This window comes from Luteimonas sp. e5, assembly GCF_054031035.1.
The window spans coordinates 702,764-724,576 of the sequence record NZ_JBSTRX010000001.1; the positions used below are offsets into that span (position 1 = coordinate 702,764).

A 21,813-nucleotide genomic window follows, 5' to 3' on the forward strand; every position below is an offset into this window, starting at 1 on the left:
GGGTTCCCCGCGCGCACGCGGGTGCAGCTCCTAACCGATTTCAGGTGGGTCAAGTTGACCCACCTGAACGGGTTCCCCGCGCGCACGCGGGTGCAGCTCCGGTGATTTGTCTCCGATTGGAGACATTTGCGCCTGCGGGTTCCCCGCGCGCACGCGGGTGCAGCTCCTAACCGATTTCAGGTGGGTCAAGTTGACCCACCTGAACGGGTTCCCCGCGCGCACGCGGGTGCAGCTCCCGACGTCCGCAGGCGGGACACCGGGGATTCGGGTTCCCCACGCGAACGGGTGCACCAAAACCCAGCGGGTTCTTTCTGGGTTTCACTTGGGTTTCGCCCGAGTGGCTGGCGGGCGGTGTCCGGCGGCTGGATGCCGCCCATGCCCGGACGGGTGCGGGAAACGCGTCCGACGCCAGGACGTGTTTTGCATCGGCGCTCAGGTGTCCCATGCGCGGACGCCTGAACCGTGCAGCTAGCCCATGCCCGAACGGGTGCAGGTTGTGTCAGCCTCGCGGACGCAACCTAGGCCAGGTCGCCAGCTAGGAAGCATCCGAGTGCAGCATCAGGCTTGCCCTATGCTCGCCCTAGGAATTTTCCGGCAGCAGGGTAGGCGGTTTGCTTCGTCTGAATTCGGACAAAGCAACGGGCCGCTATCGGTTTGTCCAATTTTGGAGAAACCGGTTCTGCCGCCAGCTTTCTCCAATTTTGGGCAAAGCTGCCAGCAGGCCGGCAGGTGGCCGTCACTTGACTGCCAAGTGGCCGCCAGCAGGAACGCGAACCGTCACGGCCCGCTAATCGTGGTGCCGCCCACGGTGTAGGCAACCCGAACGTCCAGCGCCCCGCACAGCTTGCGGATCGTCGTCGTCCGCAGCTCACGGTTGCCGGTTTCGTACTCGGAAATGGCGTTCTGGCTCACACCAGCAGCCGCAGCAAGTTGCGCTTGCGACATGCCGCGAATGGCGCGGATGGCCTTCAGGGTCTTTCCGGTCAACATGGCTTTCCTCTCGGGCAAATTTGGCCGCCGTGCTCCAAACGGCCTGAAACAACGTCAAAAGCAACGGCCCAACAGCAGGGCCTATGGCTAGATCTAATAAGGCACGCTGAAAAGTGGAGTGTTAAAACTCGGCGGCTTTACGCAACGGGACGCAACGGGACAGGCTTGCGCTCCAGTTTTTGGAGTCTGAGCCTCTTGCACTCCATTTTTTGGTGCCTTCGCACTCCAGTTTTTAGAGTACCAATCGCGTTTTTCCATGCATGGCTTGGCTTGTGCTGTGCCGGGTGCGTGTGCTTCTCGGATTCGTCGATTGGCCACCACGTCACGGCGTACAGGTTGCACCCAATGTGCCGGCCACCTTGGCGCGTGCGGACGATCCAGCCGCCTTCTTCCAGCAGGGCCAGGTGCTTCCAAAACGTCTGCTCGCTGGCAAAGCCGCGCTCGCGCAACGTGCTAGGCGTCACGCTCAAGTCGCCGTTGTTGTGTCCCCGGTACAGCCGCGCAATCTCCAGCAGCAACTTCAGGCTGTACGGCGCTAGTGCCGCCCACTGTGGCGAGTCAGTCACGAACTCGGGCAGGGCCATGAACCGCCCACTCTCTTTTCTCCCCTTGAATTTTTCCCTTGAACGTCGGCTCAATGGTTGGCTCCTACAGGGGCCAGTGCTAAACTGGCCCCGTTCACTCCGCTCGACTGAACATCTAGGCCCGGACGGTTCCACCCCCGTCTGGGCCTTCCCTTATCTGGCCTTGGCCAATGCCGTGCGCGTGTCGGCGCATGTGTGCTCGATCGCTTCCAACGCCTCGGCAATGAACTGGACGGCCCAAACGACTGGCGGGGCCATCTGGCCATCGCCGGCCATCGCGTCCAATGCCGCGTTGCGCAGGAAGTCAGCCGCACAGACTCGGAAGCCTTCGGCCATGTCATCGGTCAAGCCCGGCAGCACTGCGAACATGGCCTGTTCGGGTGCCCGCAAGGTGAAGGTGCGCAGGTCTTTGGTGTTCATGCCGCACGCACCCCCGTTTCCCGGCGGTAGGGCCGCAGCATCCGTTCGGCCATACCTTCCAGCTCCGGCCCGGACTCGTTCCCCCTGCCGTCGAAGTTGGCTTCGGCAAACAAATAAATTGCCTGCACAATCGGATGCGGCAGCGTGCCCTCGAACTCGTGCAGCGGCATGCAAATGAACGCCTCGGCGCGGCTGGTGGCAGCGGCCAGCATCTCGGCAATCAGTGCATCGTCGTAGTCATGCGTGACGCGCAGGTGCGTCTTCAGCATCTCCAGGTTGGGCATGGTCATCAGTTGAACCCTCCGCGCAGCTTCCGCAGCTTCGCTTGTGCGGCCTTCAGGTCGCGGCGTGTATCGCCCACCGGCTTCAGGCTCTGGCCGTCGATGGCGTCTTGCAACTGTTCTTGCAGCCGCTCAACAACTTCTTCCTGCCGCATGACGGCGGTGTTGGCGTTGGTGGTGTCCCTGCGGTTCATCGCGCCACCCCCTTCAGGCTCTCGCGCTCGCGCTTGGCGATGAAGTCGCGCAGTGCCTGTTGCGACACGATGCGGCGGCGCCCGTCTTTGAAGCTCCGCAGCTCGCCCTTGTTGATGGCTTGGAAGATGCGAGTGCGCGACACGCCAATGGCGGCGGCGGCCTCGTCAACGTTGAAGGCAAGTTTGCCCGGCATGGTCATTGCAGTCTCCTGTTGTGTTTCGATAGCCGCGCAGTGCGTACAGTTGCGGCATGTGTGACTGTGCCACACGCCTATAGACAATGCAACACATGGCCGCTAATGTCTGTCGCGGGAGAAACGGACACACACAATGGCCACCAAAAAGAAGGCAGCACCTGCGCCCGCACGCAAGTCGAAAACGGACGCGCTATCGATTCGGATTGATCCTCGGATGCGCTACGGCTTGGAGCTACTGGCGCGGTTGCAACGGCGTTCCGTGACCGGTGTAGTGGAATGGATCATCGAATGCGCACTGCGAAGCGAGACGATCATGGTTCACCCGGACGGTGACCCGGTTCCAATTGAAATGGCCATTGCACAGACATGGAGCCCTTTCCCCATGGAGCGGGTCGCGAACCTCGGGCGCTACTTCCCCGCACTGCTCACATACGACGAATCGCTCTATTGGCACGTCATCGAACACACAACGTCGTTCTGGGATGGCAATGAGCTATCGCCATTGCTCACGGAACACTGGGAGGAGCTCACCCCTTTGATCGAAGCAAGCGCCGAAGATGGTTTCCCGAGTGGGTTGCGCGACAATGAAGTTGCCGAAGCGATAGGGATTCCGTTCTAACCCCCTAGCAGCTCCACGGCGGCGGCCAGCTTGGCAGGGGCCAGGTGCGCATAGCGCAGCGTCATCGCCAAGTCGGAATGGCCCAACAGCTCGCGCACGGTGTTCAGGTCAACGCCCGCCATTACCAGCCGGCTGGCAAAGTGGTGGCGCAAGTCATGGAACCGGAAGTCTGTCAGCTCGGCGTCCGCCATCAGCCGTTCCCAACTGCGGTTCACGTTGTCCATGCGCCCGCCTGTCTTGGGTGACGGGAACACCAGCCGGTTGCGCCCGCGTTGCTTCTTCCAGCGCGTCAGCACGTCCATGGCCTCGGCGTTCAGCGGCAGGTGCCGGGCCTTGCGTGACTTGGCGTTGCCTGCGGTGATCGTCAGCAACCGGGTTTTCAGGTTGACGTTGCTCCATTCCAGCCCCAGCAGCTCGCCACGGCGCATGCCGGTGTTCATGGCCAGCAGCACCATGGGCATCAGGTGATCGGTGAAGCCGTCTTCGGGCCATTCTGGTTGCCCCTCGCTGCCGCGCTCGGCGTGCCACTGGTTGTGACTGTCCCGGCTTGCCCTGCGGCGGGCCTCACGGGCCGCCAGTGCGCCCCGCAGCGCCTGTTCTTCTTCGTCGCTCAGGTAGCGTGCCCGGCTATCGTCCGCGCCCCTCACAGGCTTCACCGTGCGCAACGGGTGCACCTCCAGGAATCCCCAGTCAATCGCCCGAGACAACACGGCACGGATGCGGGCCAAATCGCGGTTGACGGTTGACGGCATGATGCCGGCCTTCAGCCTTGCAGACTTCACCCGCTCCACGTCCAGCGCGGTCAGCTCGCGCAACTCCACGTCATACAGGTGCGCGAACACCACCTGCAATGACGCCAGCGTGGCCGTGGCGGCCTTCTGTTCGCTCTTGGCCCATGGCGCGTAGTGGTTGGCGATGAAGTCGCCCAGGGTGATGGCACGGGCCTCTAGCGGCTTCTGTGCCTCGATGACGGCCACAGGTGCCCCGTGTTCCTCGGCCTCCACCAGCACCGTCTTGGCGCGGGTGCGGGCCGCCTCCACCGTCACAGCCGGCCACTTGCCCAGTGAACGCGAACGGGTGCGGCACCATTGCACGTTCCATGACTTGATGCCCGAAGGTTGGATGCGCAGGTGCATTTGTGGCACCACGGTGTCCCAAATCCGGTACGGGACGGCTTCCGGCTTGGCCGCCTCAACGATGGCAGGTGATAGTCTCTTGGCAAGCTTCATTTGGCCCCGTAACTGCACCGTAACTGCAAATTGCCCGAAATGGTAACACCCAACGGGACGCAATGGGACGCAAAATCAAAGACTTAGCGGCAAGTGCTTGATTCGAAAGGGCCAGAAATAAATTTGACATGGTAGGGGTCACAAGTTCGAACCTTGTACCGCCCACCACTTGAACCCCTGAGATGGAAGGTTCTCGTGGGACTTCAGAACAACCCGGCCGGCGTGCCGGGTTTTTCGTGCCTGCACGGCAGGGGTGTCGAGGTCGCAGCGCTCATGCCCGCGCATGTCGACGGCATCGGCAATCACGCAACATCTGGCATCCTCAGCACGCACACGTGTGCCCAGGCCGTTCTGCATGGATGATTTGCGCACGCCACCCCGTCCGGGTCGCTGGCCTGCATGCGCCTGCCTCGTGACCGGGTCGCATTTCGGGATGCCCTGTTGCACAAGTCCCATTATGGGACTATCATTCCTGCAAGTGCCAAATCGGGATTCGCCATGAATGCCACTGCTCCGCTCGCTGCCGATGCACGCCGTGACCTGGCGGGGCCGGGCCTGCGCACGTTCTTCCGCATCACCGATGCCTGGGGCTTGAGCGCGGAGCAGGAGCGGCGGCTGCTGGGCAGCCCGGGGCGCTCCACCTTCTTCCGCTGGAAGGCGAACCAGAGCGGGCCGCTGAGCCATGATGTGCTCGAACGCATCAGCTATGTGCTTGGCATCTACAAGGCGCTGCACATCCTGCTCCCCTCGCCGGCGCAAGCCGATGGCTGGATCAGGCGAGAGAACAGCGCGCCACTGTTTGGCGGCGGGACCGCGCTGGAGCGCATGCTCGGCGGACAGGTGGCCGACCTGTTCGTGGTGCGGCAGTACCTGGATGCACAACGGGGCTGGGGTTGATGGCGACCCCGCTGCGCGAGGTCGTCTGGCGTCCGTCATACCGCATCGTTTCCAGCCGCTATCCGCCGGTCGGCTTGTTTGACCGCGTTGCCGACCCGGCGGATCTGGACGCGGTTTTCCTGCTCGAAGGGCTGACCAATCCGCGCCTGCGCAAATCGGCGGGCGAGCTTTCGCTGGTGCCGCAGGCGCGACGCATCAGCGGGCCGGGTACCACGCCGATCATGGCCGCGTTCACCCACCTCAACCCGATGGGCTCGCGCTTCAGCCCCGGCAGCTTCGGTGTGTATTACGCCGCGCGCGAGCGCGAAACCGCGGTGGCGGAAACGGTGTACCACCAGCAACGCTTCCTCGCCGCCACGCGCGAGGCGCCGATCAAGCTGGAGATGCGCTGCCTGCTGGCGGACATGCGCGGCTGCCTGCACGACATCCGCGGCGGCTGGCCGGAACTGCACGATCCCGACAGCTATGCGGCCAGCCAGCGCGCAGGCCTGGAATTGCGCCAGTCAGGCAGCGACGGCCTGGTCTATGACAGCGTGCGCGCCGCGGGCGGCGAATGCGTGGCGCTGTTCCATCCCGACCTCGTCGCGCCGGTGCGCCAGGCCGAGCATTACCACTATCACTGGGATGGCACGGCGATCGCCCACGTCACCATCGCCGGCAAGGAAATCCCGTTGCCGGAGCCGGTCAGGCGCGCTTGATGAGCGGCGCCGCCCTGTCCGTTTGAGCGCACACGGACAAAGGAAAACCGCCCGGCGGGCGGGCGGTTTCCATGTGTTGCGGCATTCCCGGTGAATGACCGGGAACGCCGGCTCACTGCGCGGGGATGCGCAGCACCTGACCCGGGTAGATCTTGTCCGGATCCTTCAGCATCGGCTTGTTGGCCTCGAAGATCACCGGGTACTTATTGGCATCGCCATACATTTCCTTGGCGATCTTGGACAGCGTGTCGCCCTTGACCACGGTGTAGGTGCGCGAGCTCCACTCGCCGGTGCCACCGGCACCGACCGCGGCGGAGGAACCGCCGGTCACGCCGCTGAAATCGGCACCACCGCCGCCAGCCGCAGCGGTCGCCTTGACCGTCATGCGGTCGTCCACCTTGTCGATGCCGTCCACGTTGCCGGCGATCAGCACGATGCGCTCGCGGGTGGCGATGTCGGCGGCTTCACCCTCGATGCGGGCGGTGCTGCCGTCCACTTCCACCTTCAGCCCGTTGACGCCGAGGCCGTAGCTGTTGATGTGGTCGATGATGGCCTTTTCGGCCTTGGCTTCGCCGGGCTTGAAGATTTTCTCGCCAGCGTCCTTGATGAAATCGAAGATGCCCATGGGTTCCTCCTGTGTGGGGGCGCCAGCTTGGCAGGCCGCGTGTTATGCCGCGGTCAAGGCGACAGGCCCGGGTCGAAGTTGCGGCGGAACCGCGTGTGTGCGGGCCGCGCCTTGCCCGGCTGGCGCCGCATGCCATCATCATGCGGCGTGATTGACGCGCTGCGGATGCATGGCATGCCGGTGCACGGGCATGAACCCTACGACTGCGACTATGCGGTGATCGGCTCGGGCTTCGGCGGCAGTGTCGCGGCGCTGCGCCTGGCCGAGAAAGGCTACCGGGTGCAGGTGATCGAACAGGGACGGCGCTGGAATGCGCAGGACATGCCGCACAGCAGCTGGAACCTGCGCCGCTGGCTGTGGCGGCCCGCGCTCGGCCTGCGCGGATTCTTCGGCCTGCGCATCTTCGGCCATGTCGCGGTGCTGCACGGCAATGCGGTGGGCGGCGGATCGATCGTGTATGCCAACACCCTGCTGCAGCCGCCCGATTCGGTGTGGCACGAGGGCAGCTGGGCGGGGCTGGCCGACTGGCCGGCGATCATGCCGCCGCACTACGCGCGGGTGCGGCGCATGCTCGGCGTGGAGGTCAACCGACGCATGGCCGAAGCCGACTTCCGCCTGCAGGCGATGGCGCGGGAGCTGGGCCTCGAGGCCGGCTTCCATGCCACCGAGGTGGGCGTCTACTTCGGCGCCGAGGGTGAAGCACAAGGCACGCCACATGCCGACCCCTATTTCGCTGGCGAAGGACCGCCACGGCGCAGCTGCATCGGCTGCGGCGCGTGCATGGTCGGCTGCCGGCACGGGGCCAAGAACACGCTCGATCTGAATTACCTGTACCTGGCCGAGCGCCGTGGCGTCCAGGTGCTGGCCGAAACCCGGGTCGATGACCTCCGCCCGCTCGGCGCGGAGGATGGCCGCGACGGCTATCGGCTGCGCCTGCGTCCGACCTTCTCGCCGCTGGCGGCGGGGCGCGAGTTGCGCTGCCGCGGGGTGGTGCTGGCGGCATCCTCGCTGGGCACCCAGGAGCTGCTGCTGCGCATGCGGCACAAAGGCCGGCTGCCGCGCCTGTCGCCGGCATTGGGGCAGCGCGTGCGCACCAATGCCGAATCGCTGATCGGAGTGCGCTTTCCCGGCAGCGAGGCGGACCTTTCGCGCGGCATCGCCATCGGTTCGGGCTTGTGGCTGGACGCGCATACGCATGTCGAGGCAACGCGCTATCCGGCGGGCTCGGATGCGATCGGCATGATCGCGACCCTGATGGCACGTGGCCGGCATCGCCGCCTGAGCTGGCTGCAGGCAATGCTGAGCGAAGTGCTGCGCCGTCCGCGCCATCTTTGGCGGCTGCTGAAGCCACGCGGCTTCGCACGCGAATCGATGATCCTGCTGTGCATGCAGACGCTGGATGGCTGGCTCGACATGCGCCTCAAACGGCGCTGGTGGTGGCCGTTCTCGCTGCATCTTGCGAGCCATGGCGCGCGCATCCCCACCTTCATCCCCGAGGCCAATGCATTCGCCGAAAAACTGGCGCGGCGCTTTGGCGGCCAGGCACTGACCAGCCTGCCGGAAATCCTGCTCGACATCCCGCTGACCGCGCATTGCATGGGCGGCGCCTGCATCGGCGCCGATGCCACGCAGGGAGTCTGCGATGCCAACGGCCGCGTGCATGGCTATCGCCATCTGCTGGTCTGTGATGGTTCGCTGATCTCGGCCAACCTTGGGGTCAATCCGAGCCTGACCATCGCCGCCCTCGCCGAGCATGTGATGCATCATCTGCCGCATGCCGATGCCGCCGACTGGCATGCCGACACCCCCGGAAGTCCTGATGCCCCAAACTGACGCCACCGCCGATCTTGCCGCCCTGCTGCAGCGCCAGCGTGCCGCCTGGCGGGCGCGTGACTGGCGCGATGCCGGGCGCCGCATCGCCGCACTGGATGCGCTGGAAAAGGTCGTGCGGGCGAACGAGCAGGCGCTGGTCGAGGCGATCGCGGCGGACTTCGGCCAACGTCCGGCGACCGAGACGCGGCTGCTGGAGTGGATGCCCCTGCTCGACGAGATCGCGCACCTGCGCCGCCACCTGCGACGCTGGATGCGGCCGCGCCGGGTGCGGGTGAACTGGAACTTCCTGCCCAGCCGCGCGCGCATCGTGCCGCAACCGCTGGGCGTGGTCGGCATCATCGGCGCGTGGAACTATCCGCTGTTGCTGACCCTCTCGCCGCTGGCCAATGCACTGGCCGCCGGCAACCACGCCATGATCAAGCCCTCCGAGCACGCCCCGGCCACCGCCGCCTTGCTCGAACGCATGCTGGACGAGGCATTCGCCGCGGAGGAGGTCGCGGTCTGCCCGGGTGACGCGAAGGTGTCGGCCGCGTTCGCCGCCCTGCCCTTCGACCATCTGCTGTTCACCGGCTCCACCCGCATCGGTCGCGAGGTGATGCGTGCCGCTGCCGACAACCTGACCCCGGTGACGCTGGAATTGGGCGGCAAGTCACCGGCACTGGTGCATGGCGACTTCGACCTGGCCAAGGCCGCCGAACGCATCTGCACCGCCAAGTTCTGGAACGCGGGCCAGACCTGCATCGCACCGGACCATGTGCTGCTGCCGCAGGCGCGCATGGAGGAATTTGCGCGCCACTGCGAAGCGGTGATCGCACGGCATTGGCCACAGCCGTTGCGCAATCCGGACTATGCGCACATGGCGAGCGAGGCCGGCCATGAGCGCATGCAGGCGTTGCTGGAGGATGCGCGGACGCAGGGTGCGCGCATCCTGCAGCCGGGTGACGACGCGGTACCCGAGAGCGGGACCGCCGGTCGCGCGTTCCCGCCGACACTGGTGCTGGATGCGCACCGCGACATGCGCCTGATGCAGGAGGAGATCTTCGGCCCCGTGCTGCCGCTGGTCGGCTATCGCGATCTCGACCAGGCACTGGAGTTCATCGCCGCCGACGAGCGCCCGCTGTCGCTGTACTACTTCGACCATGACCGGCATCGCATCGACGAAGTGCTGGCACGCAGCCATGCCGGCGGAGTCACCGTCAACGATTGCATGTACCACTTCGTGCAGTTGCGCCTGCCCTTCGGCGGCGTCGGCGCCAGCGGCATCGGCGCCTACCACGGCAAGGCGGGCTTCGAGCGTTTCTCGCACATGAAACCGGTGCTGCTGCAGGCCGGCGCGGTGGCACGCCTGCTGACCTGGCTGACCAAGCCGCCCTACGGCGCGCGCAGCCGGCGCCTGCTGCGCTGGCTGGCCGGCAGCAAGGCCGATGACTGAAGACGCCACACCAGGCCGGCAGCGTAAAATAAGCGGTTGCCCCAAGCCGATGCATCCATGACCCAGGATTTCGCCCGCGCCGCTTTCCACGGTTTTGAACAGATCCCGCTGCGCGAATACGCCGAACGCGCCTACCTCGACTATTCGATGTACGTGGTGCTCGATCGCGCCCTGCCCTTCATCGGCGATGGCCTGAAGCCGGTGCAGCGGCGCATCGTGTATGCGATGAGCGAGCTGGGCCTGTCGGCCAGCGCCAAGCCGAAGAAGTCGGCGCGCACGGTGGGTGACGTGATCGGCAAGTACCACCCGCATGGCGATTTCGCCTGCTACGAGGCGATGGTGCTGATGGCACAGCCGTTCTCCTGGCGCTATCCCTTGGTCGACGGCCAGGGCAATTTCGGCTCCAGCGACGACCCCAAGTCGTTCGCCGCGATGCGCTACACCGAATCGCGGCTGACCCCGATCGCCGAGGTGCTGCTGGCCGAGCTGGGCCAGGGCACGGTGGACTGGGATCCGAACTTCGACGGCACCCTGGAAGAGCCGAGCTGGCTGCCGGCGCGCCTGCCGCACCTGCTGCTCAATGGCGCCACCGGAATTGCCGTGGGCATGGCCACCGACGTGCCGCCGCACAACCTCAATGAAGTGGTCAGCGCCTGCATCCGCCTGCTCGACGACCCCGATGCCAGCGTCGAAGACCTGTGCGAACACGTGCTCGGCCCGGACTACCCGACCCGGGCCGAGATCATCACCCCCGCCGCCGATCTGCGCGCGATCTACGAAACCGGCAGCGGTGGCGTGCGTGCACGTGCGACCTGGGTGCGCGAGGGCGGGCAGATCATCATCACCGCACTTCCCTACCAGGTTTCGCCGTCCAAGGTGATCGAGCAGATCGCCGCGCAGATGCGCGCCAAGAAGCTGCCCTGGATCGAGGACCTGCGCGACGAATCCGACCATGCCAATCCGGTGCGCATCGCGCTGATGCCACGCAGCAACCGGGTCGATGTCGAACAGTTGATGGGCCACCTGTTCGCGACGACCGATCTGGAAAAGAGCTTCCGCGTCAATCTCAACGTGATTGGCCTGGATGGCCGTCCGCAGGTGAAAAACCTGAAGATGCTGCTGGCCGAATGGCTGACCTTCCGCCAGGACACGGTGGTCCGCCGCCTGCGCCACCGCCTGGAGCGGGTCGAGCGCCGCCTGCACCTGCTGGAAGGCCTGCTGATCGCCTTCCTCAATCTGGATGAAGTGATCCACATCATCCGCACCGAGGACGAACCCCGCGCGGTGCTGATCGCGCGCTTCGAACTCAGCGAGGAACAGGCCGACTACATCCTCGACACCCGCCTCAAGCAGCTGGCGCGGCTGGAGGAAATGAAGATCCGCGGCGAGCAGGACGACCTCGACAGCGAGCGCGACCGCCTGATCGCCACCCTCGGCAGCAAGGCCAAGCTGAAGAAACTGATCAAGGACGAGTTGCTGGCCGATGCGCGAAAGTTCGGCGACGAGCGCCGCTCGCCGCTGGTGCCGCGCGCGGCGGCACAGGCGCTGGCCGAAACCGACCTCGTCGCCAGCGAACCGGTCACCGTGGTGCTCAGCCGCAAGGGCTGGGTGCGCGCGGCCAAGGGGCACGACATCGATGCCGCCGGCCTGTCCTATCGCGATGGCGATGCGCTGCTCGCCGCGGTGCGCTCACGCAGCAACATGCAAGTCGCGTTCCTCGATTCGGCCGGCCGCAGCTACTCCACGCTGGCGCACACCCTGCCCAGCGCGCGCGGCAATGGCGAGCCGCTGACCGGGCGCTTCACGCCGGCCGCCGGGGCCAGCTTCCAGGCGCTTGCCAGCGGCGACAACGAGGCACGCTTCGTGCTGGCCTCCAGCGCCGGCTACGGCTTCGTCACCCGCTTCGAGAACCTGACCAGCCGCAACAAGGCGGGCAAGGCGATGCTTTCGCTGGCAGCCGACGCCCGGGTTCTGGCCCCGGCGCCGGTGGGCGATGTCGCCAGCGACCGCATCGTCATCGCCACCAGTGCCGGCCATGTGCTGGCCTTTCCGCTGGCCGAGCTGCCGGAACTGGACAAGGGCAAGGGCAACAAGCTGATCGAGATTCCCAAGGCCAAACGCGGCACGGAAAAGGTGGTCGCGGTGGCGGTGGTGCCTGAAGGCGGAAAGCTGCTGGTGCGCTCGGGTGCGCGCACCATGACCCTGGGCTGGAAGGAACTGGACGCCTATCTGGGTGCACGGGCCAGCCGTGGCAGCCTGCTGCCGCGCGGCTGGCAGAAGGTCGATGCGCTGGAAAGCGAGGCATGAGCCGCGCCGACGGAGCCGCCTGAGATGGAGATCGATTACTGGCAGGGCCGCTGGACACGCGGCGAAACCGGCTGGCATCGCGAGGAAGTGATGCCGTTGCTGGCCAGGCACTGGTCGGCATTGCAGCCGCGCCAAGGCGAACAGGTGCTGGTGCCGCTGTGCGGCAAGACCCTCGACATGCCGTGGCTGGCGGCCCAGGGCCAGCGCGTGCTGGGCATCGAGATCTCGCGCACCGGCATCGATGCGTTCTTCCACGAACAAGGTCTGTACGCGCAGTGCCAGCCACAGCCCGATGGCCGGCTGCACCGCGCAGGTGATATCGCCATCCTCGAGGCCGATGCCTTCGCGCTGGACGGATCCACCCTCGCCGACTGCAGCCTGGTGTACGACCGTGCCGCGTTGATCGCGCTGCCACCCGGGATGCGCCAGCGCTACGCCAACGAGCTGTATGCGCGGCTGCCGGCCGGTTGCCGCGCGCTGCTGATCACCCTCGAATACCCGCAGTCGCAGAAGGCCGGCCCGCCGTTCGCGGTGCATGAGGACGAGGTGCGCGCGCTGTTCTCGCCGCGGTGGGAGGTGGAACTGCTGGAGCGTCGCGACATCCTCGCCCAGCAGCCCTCCTTCATCGCCGAAGGCGTCAGTGCACTGGCCACCGCGGTGTACCGGATGACGCGTCAGGCCTGAGCACTTCGGCAAACCTGCAGCCGCGAAGCCCGCTCAGCTCGCCAGCGCGGCCCGGTGCACACCCTGCACCGCACGCCCTGACGGGTCGGCACTGGCGGCGAATGCCGCATCCCAGGCAATGGCTGCCGGCGAAGAACAGGCGATCGACTTGCCCGCGGGTACGGTGCGTGCACAGGCCTCACCGGGAAACGCCTGCTCGAACAAGCGCCGATACAGATACGCCTCCTTGCTTTGCGGCGGGTCGTGCGGGAAGCGCTGCGCGGCCGCGGCAAGCTCGGCATCGCTGACCTCAGCCTCGGCATGTGCCTTCAGGCTGTCGATCCAGGCATAGCCCACACCATCGGAAAACTGCTCCTTCTGTCGCCACAGGATCGATTCGGGCAGCACGCCGGCAAAGGCTTCGCGCAGCACGTGCTTCTCGATCCGCCCCGGTGCGACCATCTTCGCGCTGGCATCGATGCCCATCACCAGATCGACGAATTCGTGGTCGAGGAACGGCACCCGCGGCTCCACGCCCCAGGCCATCATCGACTTGTTCGCGCGCAGGCAGTCGTACTGGTGCAGGGCATCGAGTTTGCGCACCAGTTCGCGGTGGAACTCGTCGGCATCCGGTGCCTTGTGGAAATACAGGTAGCCCCCGAACAGCTCGTCACTGCCCTCGCCCGACAGCACCATCTTCACCCCCATCGCCTTGATGCGTCGCGCCAGCAGGTACATCGGCGTGGAGGCACGCACGGTGGTGACGTCATGGGTTTCGATGTGGCGGATCACCTCGGGCAAGGCATCCAGCCCTTCCTGCACGCTGTAGGTGAAGCCGTGGTGCACGGTGCCGATGGCATCGGCGACCACCTGCGCCGCGGCGAGATCCGGCGCACCTTCCAGGCCGATGGCGAACGAGTGCAGGCGCGGCCACCAAGCTTCGCTGCGGTCATCATCCTCGATCCGCTGCCGCGCGAAGCGCGCGACGCAGGCGGCGATCAGCGACGAATCCAGCCCGCCGGACAGCAGCACGCCATAGGGCACGTCGCTCATCAGTTGGCGGTGCACCGCCTCCTCCAGGCCCTGACGCAGCACCGCAGGCGTGACTTCGACGCCATGCGTGGCCTCGACCTCGCGCCAGGCCGGCTGGTAATAACGCTGCAGCTCGCCACTGGCGCTATCGAACACATGTCCGGGCGGAAACTGCGCGACATCGTCGCAGTGGCCAACAAGCGCTTTCATCTCCGATGCGACCCACACGCGGCCTTCGCCATCGCGGCCCCAGTACAGCGGCACGATGCCGATCGGGTCGCGCGCGATCAGTGCCCGGCCCTGCTGCGCATCCCACAGCACGAAGGCGAACATGCCATTGAGGCGGCGCAACCAGTCTCCGGCCCGCTCACCGCCCGCGGCGCGGTACAGCGCATTGATCACCTCGCAGTCCGAACCGCTTTGCCAAGCGTAATCGTCGGCGATCTCCCCGCGCAGTTCGCGATGGTTGTAGATCTCGCCATTCACTGCCAGCGCCAGCTGTCCGTCCGCCGAACACAGCGGTTGTGCGCCGCCGCCGACATCGACGATCGCCAGACGCTCGTGCACCAGCAGCGCATTGGCATGCGCATGCACTCCGCTCCAGTCCGGGCCGCGATGGCGCTGGCGCGCGGAACAGGCCAGCGCCAACGGCCGCAGCGGACGCAGGTCGGCGCCGGGGCGCGGGTCGATGATCGAAAGGATGGAACACATCGCGGAACTCCTGGGCTTGATGATGTCGGTGGACTGAAACGAAAAAGCCCGCCTGGGAGGCGGGCTTCAGAGAGGTTGGACGTGATGTACGCGCGTCAACCGCTGGCCCGCGGGCGGCAGGAGTTGGCGTTGCGATTGTTGATCATGGCCACGGCACGGCCCACCGGCACCGGATGGCGGCGGCAGATCGACAGCGGTGGGCGCGGAAGGCTCATGCCCCGAGTGTGCCCATGTTTCGTGCCGTTGCGCAAGTGCCTCGCTGCAAGGCGGGAATCAGGCACCCAGCGTGCTGCAATCGATCACGAAGCGGTATTTGACCTCGCCGCGCAGCATGCGTTCGTAGGCCTGGTCGATCTCGTCGGCACGGATCAGTTCGACTTCCGAGACGATGTCGTTCTCGGCGCAGAAATCCAGCATCTGCTGGGTTTCGGCGATGCCGCCGATCAGCGAGCCGGCAATCGCCCGACGTGCGCCGATCAAACGGCCGATGTTCGGCGCCGGGTGCGGATGCTCGGGCAGGCCGACCAGCACCAGGGTGCCGTCGCGGCGCAGCAGCGCGCTGTAATCGTCCAGATTGTGGCTGGCGGCCACGGTGTCGATGATCAGATCCAGACTGCCGCGGTGCGCCTTCATTTGCGCGCGATCGCGCGAGATCACTACCTCGTCCGCGCCCAGGGCCAGCGCATCGGCGCGCTTGCCCTCGGAGGTGGTGAATGCCACCACCTCGGCGCCCAGCGCCTTGGCCAGACGAATGCCCATGTGGCCGAGGCCGCCGATGCCGACCACGCCGACGCGCTTGCCCGGCCCGGCCTGCCAGTGCCGCAGCGGCGACCAGGTGGTGATGCCGGCGCACAGCAGCGGCGCGACCGCGGCCAGTTGTTCGGGCCGGTGGCGGATCGCCAGCACGAAATCCTGATCGACCACGATGCGCTGCGAATAGCCGCCCAGCGTATGCCCGGGCGCATCGTCGCTGCGGCCGTTGTAGGTGCCGACCATGCCGGCATCGCAATACTGCTCCAGCCCTTCGGCGCAGGACGGGCATTGGCGGCAGCTGTCGACCATGCAGCCGACGCCGACCACGTCGCCCGGCGCAAAGCGCGTCACTTCATTGCCCACCGCCGACACCCGGCCGACGATCTCGTGGCCGGGCACGCAGGGATACAGGGTGCCGGCCCACTCCGAGCGCACCGTGTGCAGGTCGGAATGGCAGACCCCGCACCAGTCGATCTCGATCTGCACGTCGCGCGGCCCCGGCTCGCGGCGCCGGATCTGCATCGCGGTCAGTGGCGCATCGGCGCCGGTGGCGCCCCAGGCATGCACGTTCATTCATCGATCTCCTGGCGAGTCGTCGGTCACGGATGCTGCGTCAGCGGCCTCATCGTCACCCAGCAGCAGGCGCTGGATCAATTGCAGGTACAGCGCCGGCAAGGCTTCCAAGTCGGCCACGCGCACGTGCTCGTCCACCTTGTGGATCGAGGCATTGACCGGGCCGACTTCGATGCACTGCGCCCCCAGCGGTGCGATGAAACGCGCATCGGAGGTGCCGCCGCCGGTGCTTTCCTCGGGCGCGGCGCCGGCAAAGCCGGCCAGAACCTCGCGGGCGACACTGCGCAGACGCCCTTCCGGGGTGTGGAACGGCGCTCCGCTGTGGTGCCAGTCGATGCGGTAGTCCAGGCCATGGCGGGTGAGGATCGCCTCGCATTCGGCCTGCAGCCGCGATGCCTCCCAGTTCGGGTTGTAGCGCAGGTTGAACAGCACCTCCAGCTGCCCCGGGATCACGTTGTTGGCGTGCTCGCCGGCATGGGTATCGGTGATCTGCAGGCTGGTCGGTGGAAAGCTGTCGAAGCCCTCGTCCCACTGCTGCGCGGCCAGTTCCGCCAGCGCCGGCAGCGCCTGATGGATCGGGTTGCGTGCCTTGTCCGGATAGGCGACATGGCCCTGCACGCCGAGCACCTGCAGCCGCGCCGAGAGCGAACCACGGCGGCCCACCCGCAGCAGATCGCCAAGCCGCGTCTTCGACGAAGGCTCGCCGGTGATGCACCAATCGATGCGCTGGCCACGCTCGCGGAACAGCTCGGCGACCTTGCGCACGCCGTCGATGGCCGCGCCCTCCTCGTCCGAGGTCAGCAGCAGCGCCACGGTTCCGGCATGCCCCGGATGCGCGGCGACGAACTGTTCCAGCGCGACCACGAACGCCGCCACGCTGCCCTTCATGTCGGCCGCGCCACGGCCGTACAGCACGCCATCGCGGATCTCGGGTACGAACGGATCGCTGGTCCAGGCTTCGCGCGGGCCGGGCGGCACCACGTCGGTATGCCCCAGCAGCACCAACACCGGGCCGCCGCTGCCATGCGTCGCCCACAGATTGTCGACTTCGCCAAAGCGCAGATGCTCGATGGCAAAGCCGGCACGCGCCAGGCGCTCGGCGATCAACGGCTGGCAGCCGGCATCGTCCGGAGTGATCGAGGCCCGTGAAATCAGCTCGCGGGTCAGTTGCAGTACCGGACTCGTCATGGCCCGCTCAGGCATCGACGCCGAACAGCTTCTTGTAGCCGTTGTCACTGAAGCCTTGCTGCACGCGGCCATCGTCCAGCACCAGCAGCGGGCGCTTGATCAGGGCCGGGTATTCGCGCAGCAGCAGTTTCCACTCGGCATCCGAACCCGGCGCCTTGCGATTGGGCGGCAACTGCCGCCAGGTGGTCGAAGCGCGATTGACCAGCGCGTCCCAACCGCCGACCGCCTGCTTCCATTCGAGCAGTTGTTGCGGCGCGGGCAGCGTCTCGCGCACATCGACGAAGTCATGGGTGATGTCGAATCGCTGCAGCCATTTGCGCGCCTTGCGGCAGCTGTCGCAATTCTTCAGTCCGTAAACGGTGGGCATGGCTGGGCTCGAGATGGACCAGTGCTCATGATGACGGATGCGCGGGCGCGGTGGTCGAACGCAGTATGATCTCGGTGATTTCCGCGGGACGACCGATGCGGATCGCATAGCCCGGCCACAGGCCGGCACCGTTGCTGACGTACAGCGTGCCTCCGCCTACCCTGTACAGGCCGGATACGAACCCGGCGTTGAAGCGCGCCACCAGCCAGTGCAGCCCGATGACGTGGCCGCCATGGGTATGCCCGGAAAGCTGCAGATCCACGCCGCGGGCAAGGTTCTCGCGGGCACTGGCCGGGCGATGTTCGAGCAGGATCACCCGACTGTCCGGCTCGACGCCGGCCAGCGCCTGCGCCAGGTCCGGCGCCGGCAGGCCGAAATCCCTGGCGGTGTCATCGGTGAGGCCGGCGATGACCAGCGACTGGCCATCGCGCACGATGCGCACATGGTCGTTCTGCAGCATGGTTATCCCGATGCGCTGGAAGGTCGGCATCCATTCGGCATGGCCGGAGTAATACTCGTGGTTGCCGGGCACCGCGATCACGCCATCGGGCGCCGCGAGCCCGGCCAGCGGCGGGTAATCATCGGCACGCGCGGCCACGCTGCCATCGACGATGTCGCCCGATATCAGGATCACGTCGGCACCGATGGCATTGCTGCGCGCCACCACCTGCTCGACCCGCTTGCGCGGCAGCAGCCGGCTGGCATGGATGTCGGTGAGGTGGGCGATGCGGTAGCCGTCGAATGCCGCCGGCAGTCCGGCGATCCCGATCTCCACCCGGCGCAGCGATGGCACCTTGATCGCCTGCCACACGCCAAAAACCGACAGCGCGAGCGCGCCCACGGCCAGCCCTGCAACCAGCTTGCGCGATGCCCACCACGCACGTGCACGCGCACGCGCCGGCAGCGCGATCACGATGCCGACGACATCGCGCAGCAACAGCAACACGGCGAGGATCATCAGCGCATGCATGCCGATGGCAAGCACGACCTGTATCCAGCGCGGCACTTCGGGCGAGGCGAAGCTGCCGGAGATCATGCTGATCAGCGGGTACTGCAGCAACAGCAGCCAGACCAGCAGCGCTGCCGCCAGCCATGCCAGCCGCGGCAGGCGCCATGGCCGCAGCCCGCGCCAGGCCACGTACAGCCCGATCAGCAACATCACCGACAACAACACCGACACCTGTGACTCCCGTCCGGCGCCCCTGTCGGGCGCGATGGCGCGCCATGCTACCGGCGAGCCATCTGCGCGTCACCCTCGCACCGCTGCCGGCGCATCGGTGCGATTCAGTCGGTGAGCACGCCGACTTCGATCGCGCTGGGATGGCGTGCGTCCTGATACACGCGATGGGTCGCCTTGATGAAGTCCTCGTCGCGCGCAAGGTAGATGTTCGGCACGTATTTCTGCGGGTTGCGGTCGATGTAGGGGAACCAGGTCGACTGCACCTGGACCATGATGCGGTGCCCCTTTTTGAAGGTATGCAGCACGTCGTTCATGCGGAAGTTGACCGCGGTCGGCCGGTTCGGCACGAACGGTTCGGGATGCTCGAAGCTGTTGCGGTAGCGCCCGCGCATCGGTTCACCGCGCACCAGCGTCTGTTGCCCGCCGCGATTGGTCATGCCGCCGTCGAAATCGTCCTGCCCCGGCATGTCCGGCGGGTACTCGTCGATCAGCTTGACGATCCAGTCGGCATCGCCGGCGCTGGTCGAGACCCACAGCTTGACCGCCAGCGGGCCGGCCAGGGTGATGTCCTCGGCCAGCGGCTCGCTGCGGTAGACCACGACGTCGGGGCGACGCCCGGCGAAGCGCTGGTCCGCACCCATGTAGTCGCGGCTCCAGTTGGGCATGATCTCCTCGCTGTAGGGCACCGGCTTCATCGGGTCGCTGGGGAATTCGGCGAAGGACGAGCGTGCCTGCGGGCGCCGATCCAGCGCCAGACCGCCCTCGGGCTGGAAATACAGCACCCGTGTTTGCAGCTGCCGCGGCGGCCATTGCTCGAATCGGCGCCACTGGTTGCGCCCGGTCTGGAACGCCAGCACCTCGGGCAGGTCCGGCGCCGGTCCGCCCTTGAGGTGGTGCTTGAAGAAGGCGAACTCGAGCGGCTGGTAATGGCGCGCGGTATCGCTGCCGAAATCGCTGTCGCCGACATGGCGGCCCTCGCCGCGCAACCAGCCGCCATGCGTCCACGGCCCCATCACCAGGGTATTGCGGATGCCCGGGTTGCGCTCCTCCATCGCGCGGTACACATGCAGCGGGCCGTACAGATCCTCGGTGTCGTACCAGCCGCCCACGGTCAGCACCGCGGCGCGCACGTTGTCGAGCCTGGAAGGCAGGTCGCGCGACTGCCAGAACTCGTCGTAATCCGGATGCGCGACGATTTCGTCCCAGAACGGGATCGGCTCGCGGAAGCGCGAGGGGGCATTGGCCAGCCCGCCGAGGTCGAGGTAGTACTGGTAACCGTCCGGGGTGCCCATCGGCACGCCCTTCGGCGCGTCGGGCGTCGGCTGCGGACGCGGATAACCGAAGCCGAAGCCATTGAAGAAGCCCAGCGACAGGTTGAGGTTGAAGGCGCCGTTGCGATGCATGTCATCGCCGAGGAACCAGTTGGCGATCGGCGCCTGCGGCGACACCGCGACCAGCGCCGGGTGCCCGTTGATCGCGCCGGCCGCGGCATAGAAGCCGGGATAAGAGATGCCCCACAGGCCGACACGGCCATTGTTGTGCGGCAGGTTCTTCACCAGCCAGTCCACCGTGTCCCAGGTGTCGGTGGTTTCGTCCACCTCGCCGCCCACCGGGCGCATGTTGACGAATTCCCCTTCCGACATGTATTTGCCGCGCACGTCCTGGAACACGAAGATGTAGCCCTCGCGGTCCATCTCCATGGTCTGGCCCAGACCGCGGCGGTACTTGGCCGGCTCAAGGCCGTACGGGCCCGCCGAATACGGCGTGCGTTGCATCAGGATCGGATAGGTATTGCCGGGTGCGGCATCGTTGGGCGTGTACACCGTGGCGAACAACTGCACGCCATCGCGCATCGGGATTCGTACTTCGCTCTTGCGGTAATTGGCGCGCACGTACTCGCCACGCGCCGCGCTCTCCTGCATCGCGCGGCGCATGCGCTCGGCGCGGGTCAGCGGCGCCGTGGCCGTATCCGCCGCCTTGGCGGTCGACGTATCGACCCGCCGCGCCTGCTGCGCCTCCAGCGGGGCCGCCAGCAGCAGCGACAAGGCCAGCAGGGGGACGGAAAGGCGAATCATGGCGCGCATGGCAGGATTTCCGGGTGCAGGTTCCCTGCTTGTCGCATGCCACGCGCGATCATGCCCCTGCCGGAAGTCATGCCGCCGGCCCGCACCCTGCCCGGCGCGGGGACATTGCCGGCTCAGCCGGCCAATCCGCGCAACAGTTCATTGACCGAGGTCTTGGCGCGGGTCTTTTCGTCGACCTGCTTGACGATGACCGCGCAATACAGCGAGTGCGAGCCGTCCTCGGCCGGCAGCGAGCCGGACACCACCACGCTGCCCGGCGGCACCACGCCATAGGAAATCTCGCCGGTGGCGCGGTTGTAGATGCGCGTGGACTGGCCCAGGAACACGCCCATGCCGATCACGCTGTGATGGCCGACGATGACGCCTTCGACCACTTCCGAGCGCGCGCCGATGAAGCAGTGGTCCTCGATGATGGTCGGCGCCGCCTGCAGCGGCTCCAGCACGCCGCCGATGCCGGCACCACCGGAAATGTGGCAATGCCGGCCGACCTGGGCGCAGGAGCCGACCGTAGCCCAGGTGTCGACCATGGTGCCTTCGCCGACGTGCGCGCCGATGTTGATGAAGCTCGGCATCAGCACCACGTCGCGGCCGATGTGGCAGCCACGGCGGGCCACCGTGCCCGGCACCACGCGCACGCCCTCGCGGCGGAACGCCTCGGCATCATGCCCGGCATAGCGCAGCGGCACCTTGTCCCAGAACGGCGCCGGCGCACCGGACATCACCTGCATTTCGTGGGTGCGGAAGAACAGAAGCACCGCCATCTTCAGCCACTGGTTGACCTGCCAGCCGCCCTGCCCGTCCGGCTCGGCCACGCGCAGCTGGCCGGACTCCAGCCCGGCCATGCACGCCTCGATGTCCGGGTGCAGCGCGGCCAGCGCCTCGTCCGACAACTCCGCGCGGCGGGCAAAGGCGTCCTCGATGCGGGATTTCAGGGCAGGATCGAACGTCGACATTTC

General features: G+C 66.6%; 23 protein-coding genes. 7 read left to right on the plus strand and 16 right to left on the minus strand.

Features of this window, described 5'->3' with window-relative positions; all coding sequences use genetic code 11:
- Window positions 1-777 precede the first annotated feature (777 nt).
- From ACW11F_RS03320 to ACW11F_RS03345, 6 genes are all read right to left on the minus strand, one after another.
- The gene (locus tag ACW11F_RS03320; RefSeq protein ID WP_456995486.1) at window positions 778-990 is read right to left on the minus strand and encodes a helix-turn-helix domain-containing protein; all 213 of its coding nucleotides are present in this window, start codon (window positions 988-990) and stop codon (window positions 778-780) included.
- Between the two features lie 137 nt (window positions 991-1,127).
- Window positions 1,128-1,628, minus strand: coding sequence for a hypothetical protein (locus ACW11F_RS03325; RefSeq protein WP_456995487.1), 501 nt, complete (start codon window positions 1,626-1,628; stop codon window positions 1,128-1,130).
- A gap of 99 nt (window positions 1,629-1,727) precedes the next feature.
- Window positions 1,728-1,994: a hypothetical protein gene (locus tag ACW11F_RS03330; protein WP_456995488.1), complete on the minus strand. Its 267-nt coding sequence runs from the start codon at window positions 1,992-1,994 to the stop codon at window positions 1,728-1,730.
- Window positions 1,991-2,284 carry a head-tail connector protein gene (locus ACW11F_RS03335; RefSeq protein WP_456995489.1) on the minus strand — a complete coding sequence of 98 codons (294 nt, stop codon included), beginning with the start codon at window positions 2,282-2,284 and terminating at the stop codon, window positions 1,991-1,993. The genes ACW11F_RS03330 and ACW11F_RS03335 overlap by 4 nt, the downstream gene beginning before the upstream one ends.
- On the minus strand, window positions 2,284-2,469 hold the full coding sequence (locus tag ACW11F_RS03340) for a hypothetical protein (protein WP_456995490.1): 186 nt from the start codon (window positions 2,467-2,469) through the stop codon (window positions 2,284-2,286). The genes ACW11F_RS03335 and ACW11F_RS03340 overlap by 1 nt, the downstream gene beginning before the upstream one ends.
- The gene (locus tag ACW11F_RS03345; RefSeq protein WP_456995491.1) at window positions 2,466-2,669 is read right to left on the minus strand and encodes a helix-turn-helix domain-containing protein; all 204 of its coding nucleotides are present in this window, start codon (window positions 2,667-2,669) and stop codon (window positions 2,466-2,468) included. The genes ACW11F_RS03340 and ACW11F_RS03345 overlap by 4 nt, the downstream gene beginning before the upstream one ends.
- 130 nt (window positions 2,670-2,799) lie before the next feature.
- Between ACW11F_RS03345 and ACW11F_RS03350 the strand changes: the two genes are divergently transcribed.
- Window positions 2,800-3,285 (plus strand): hypothetical protein, encoded by a 486-nt coding sequence (locus tag ACW11F_RS03350; RefSeq protein ID WP_456995492.1) that lies wholly within the window; start codon window positions 2,800-2,802, stop codon window positions 3,283-3,285.
- Here ACW11F_RS03350 and ACW11F_RS03355 read toward each other — a convergent pair.
- Together ACW11F_RS03355 and ACW11F_RS03360 are read right to left on the minus strand one after the other, a co-directional pair.
- Window positions 3,282-4,514, minus strand: coding sequence for a phage integrase (locus tag ACW11F_RS03355; RefSeq protein ID WP_456995493.1), 1,233 nt, complete (start codon window positions 4,512-4,514; stop codon window positions 3,282-3,284). The genes ACW11F_RS03350 and ACW11F_RS03355 overlap by 4 nt on opposite strands.
- 138 nt (window positions 4,515-4,652) lie before the next feature.
- Complete coding sequence (locus ACW11F_RS03360; protein WP_456995494.1) at window positions 4,653-4,871, minus strand: hypothetical protein; 219 nt, start codon at window positions 4,869-4,871, stop codon at window positions 4,653-4,655.
- A 141-nt stretch (window positions 4,872-5,012) separates the two neighbouring features.
- Here ACW11F_RS03360 and ACW11F_RS03365 point away from each other — a divergent pair, with 141 nt between their 5' ends.
- Together ACW11F_RS03365 and ACW11F_RS03370 are read left to right on the plus strand one after the other, a co-directional pair.
- Window positions 5,013-5,411, plus strand: coding sequence for an MbcA/ParS/Xre antitoxin family protein (locus ACW11F_RS03365; RefSeq protein ID WP_456995495.1), 399 nt, complete (start codon window positions 5,013-5,015; stop codon window positions 5,409-5,411).
- Window positions 5,411-6,109, plus strand: a complete 699-nt coding sequence (locus tag ACW11F_RS03370; RefSeq protein WP_456995496.1) for an RES family NAD+ phosphorylase — start codon at window positions 5,411-5,413, stop codon at window positions 6,107-6,109. The genes ACW11F_RS03365 and ACW11F_RS03370 overlap by 1 nt, the downstream gene beginning before the upstream one ends.
- 112 nt (window positions 6,110-6,221) lie before the next feature.
- On the opposite strand, the gene lysM is transcribed toward ACW11F_RS03370, so the two are convergent.
- Window positions 6,222-6,734, minus strand: coding sequence for a peptidoglycan-binding protein LysM (gene lysM, locus ACW11F_RS03375; protein WP_456995497.1), 513 nt, complete (start codon window positions 6,732-6,734; stop codon window positions 6,222-6,224).
- Between the two features lie 174 nt (window positions 6,735-6,908).
- Here lysM and ACW11F_RS03380 point away from each other — a divergent pair, with 174 nt between their 5' ends.
- The 4 genes from ACW11F_RS03380 to ACW11F_RS03395 are packed head-to-tail and all read left to right on the plus strand — an operon-like array spanning window position 6,909 to window position 12,990.
- Window positions 6,909-8,567, plus strand: a complete 1,659-nt coding sequence (locus ACW11F_RS03380) for a GMC oxidoreductase (protein WP_456995498.1) — start codon at window positions 6,909-6,911, stop codon at window positions 8,565-8,567.
- The gene (locus ACW11F_RS03385) at window positions 8,554-9,999 is read left to right on the plus strand and encodes a coniferyl aldehyde dehydrogenase (RefSeq protein WP_456995499.1); all 1,446 of its coding nucleotides are present in this window, start codon (window positions 8,554-8,556) and stop codon (window positions 9,997-9,999) included. Before ACW11F_RS03380 ends, ACW11F_RS03385 begins: the two co-directional genes overlap by 14 nt.
- 57 nt (window positions 10,000-10,056) lie before the next feature.
- A complete protein-coding gene (gene parC, locus ACW11F_RS03390) occupies window positions 10,057-12,306 on the plus strand; it encodes a DNA topoisomerase IV subunit A (protein ID WP_456995500.1) in 2,250 nt (749 codons plus the stop codon).
- Between the two features lie 24 nt (window positions 12,307-12,330).
- Window positions 12,331-12,990: a thiopurine S-methyltransferase gene (locus tag ACW11F_RS03395; protein ID WP_456995501.1), complete on the plus strand. Its 660-nt coding sequence runs from the start codon at window positions 12,331-12,333 to the stop codon at window positions 12,988-12,990.
- Window positions 12,991-13,023: 33 nt separating this feature from the next.
- On the opposite strand, the gene asnB is transcribed toward ACW11F_RS03395, so the two are convergent.
- The 7 genes from asnB to dapD form a co-directional block, all read right to left on the minus strand.
- Complete coding sequence (asnB, locus tag ACW11F_RS03400) at window positions 13,024-14,712, minus strand: asparagine synthase B (RefSeq protein WP_456995502.1); 1,689 nt, start codon at window positions 14,710-14,712, stop codon at window positions 13,024-13,026.
- A gap of 273 nt (window positions 14,713-14,985) precedes the next feature.
- Window positions 14,986-16,038 carry an NAD(P)-dependent alcohol dehydrogenase gene (locus tag ACW11F_RS03405; protein WP_456995503.1) on the minus strand — a complete coding sequence of 351 codons (1,053 nt, stop codon included), beginning with the start codon at window positions 16,036-16,038 and terminating at the stop codon, window positions 14,986-14,988.
- The gene (gene dapE / locus ACW11F_RS03410) at window positions 16,039-17,226 is read right to left on the minus strand and encodes a succinyl-diaminopimelate desuccinylase (protein WP_456995504.1); all 1,188 of its coding nucleotides are present in this window, start codon (window positions 17,224-17,226) and stop codon (window positions 16,039-16,041) included. It abuts the gene before it with no gap.
- A gap of 7 nt (window positions 17,227-17,233) precedes the next feature.
- Window positions 17,234-17,593: a Spx/MgsR family RNA polymerase-binding regulatory protein gene (locus ACW11F_RS03415; RefSeq protein ID WP_456995505.1), complete on the minus strand. Its 360-nt coding sequence runs from the start codon at window positions 17,591-17,593 to the stop codon at window positions 17,234-17,236.
- 25 nt (window positions 17,594-17,618) lie between these two features.
- Entirely contained in the window at window positions 17,619-18,773 is a 1,155-nt protein-coding gene (locus ACW11F_RS03420; protein WP_456995506.1) for a metallophosphoesterase, read from the minus strand.
- Window positions 18,774-18,877: 104 nt separating this feature from the next.
- Entirely contained in the window at window positions 18,878-20,857 is a 1,980-nt protein-coding gene (locus ACW11F_RS03425; RefSeq protein ID WP_456995507.1) for a CocE/NonD family hydrolase, read from the minus strand.
- A 113-nt stretch (window positions 20,858-20,970) separates the two neighbouring features.
- On the minus strand, window positions 20,971-21,810 hold the full coding sequence (dapD, locus tag ACW11F_RS03430; protein WP_456995508.1) for a 2,3,4,5-tetrahydropyridine-2,6-dicarboxylate N-succinyltransferase: 840 nt from the start codon (window positions 21,808-21,810) through the stop codon (window positions 20,971-20,973).
- Window positions 21,811-21,813: the final 3 nt, after the last annotated feature.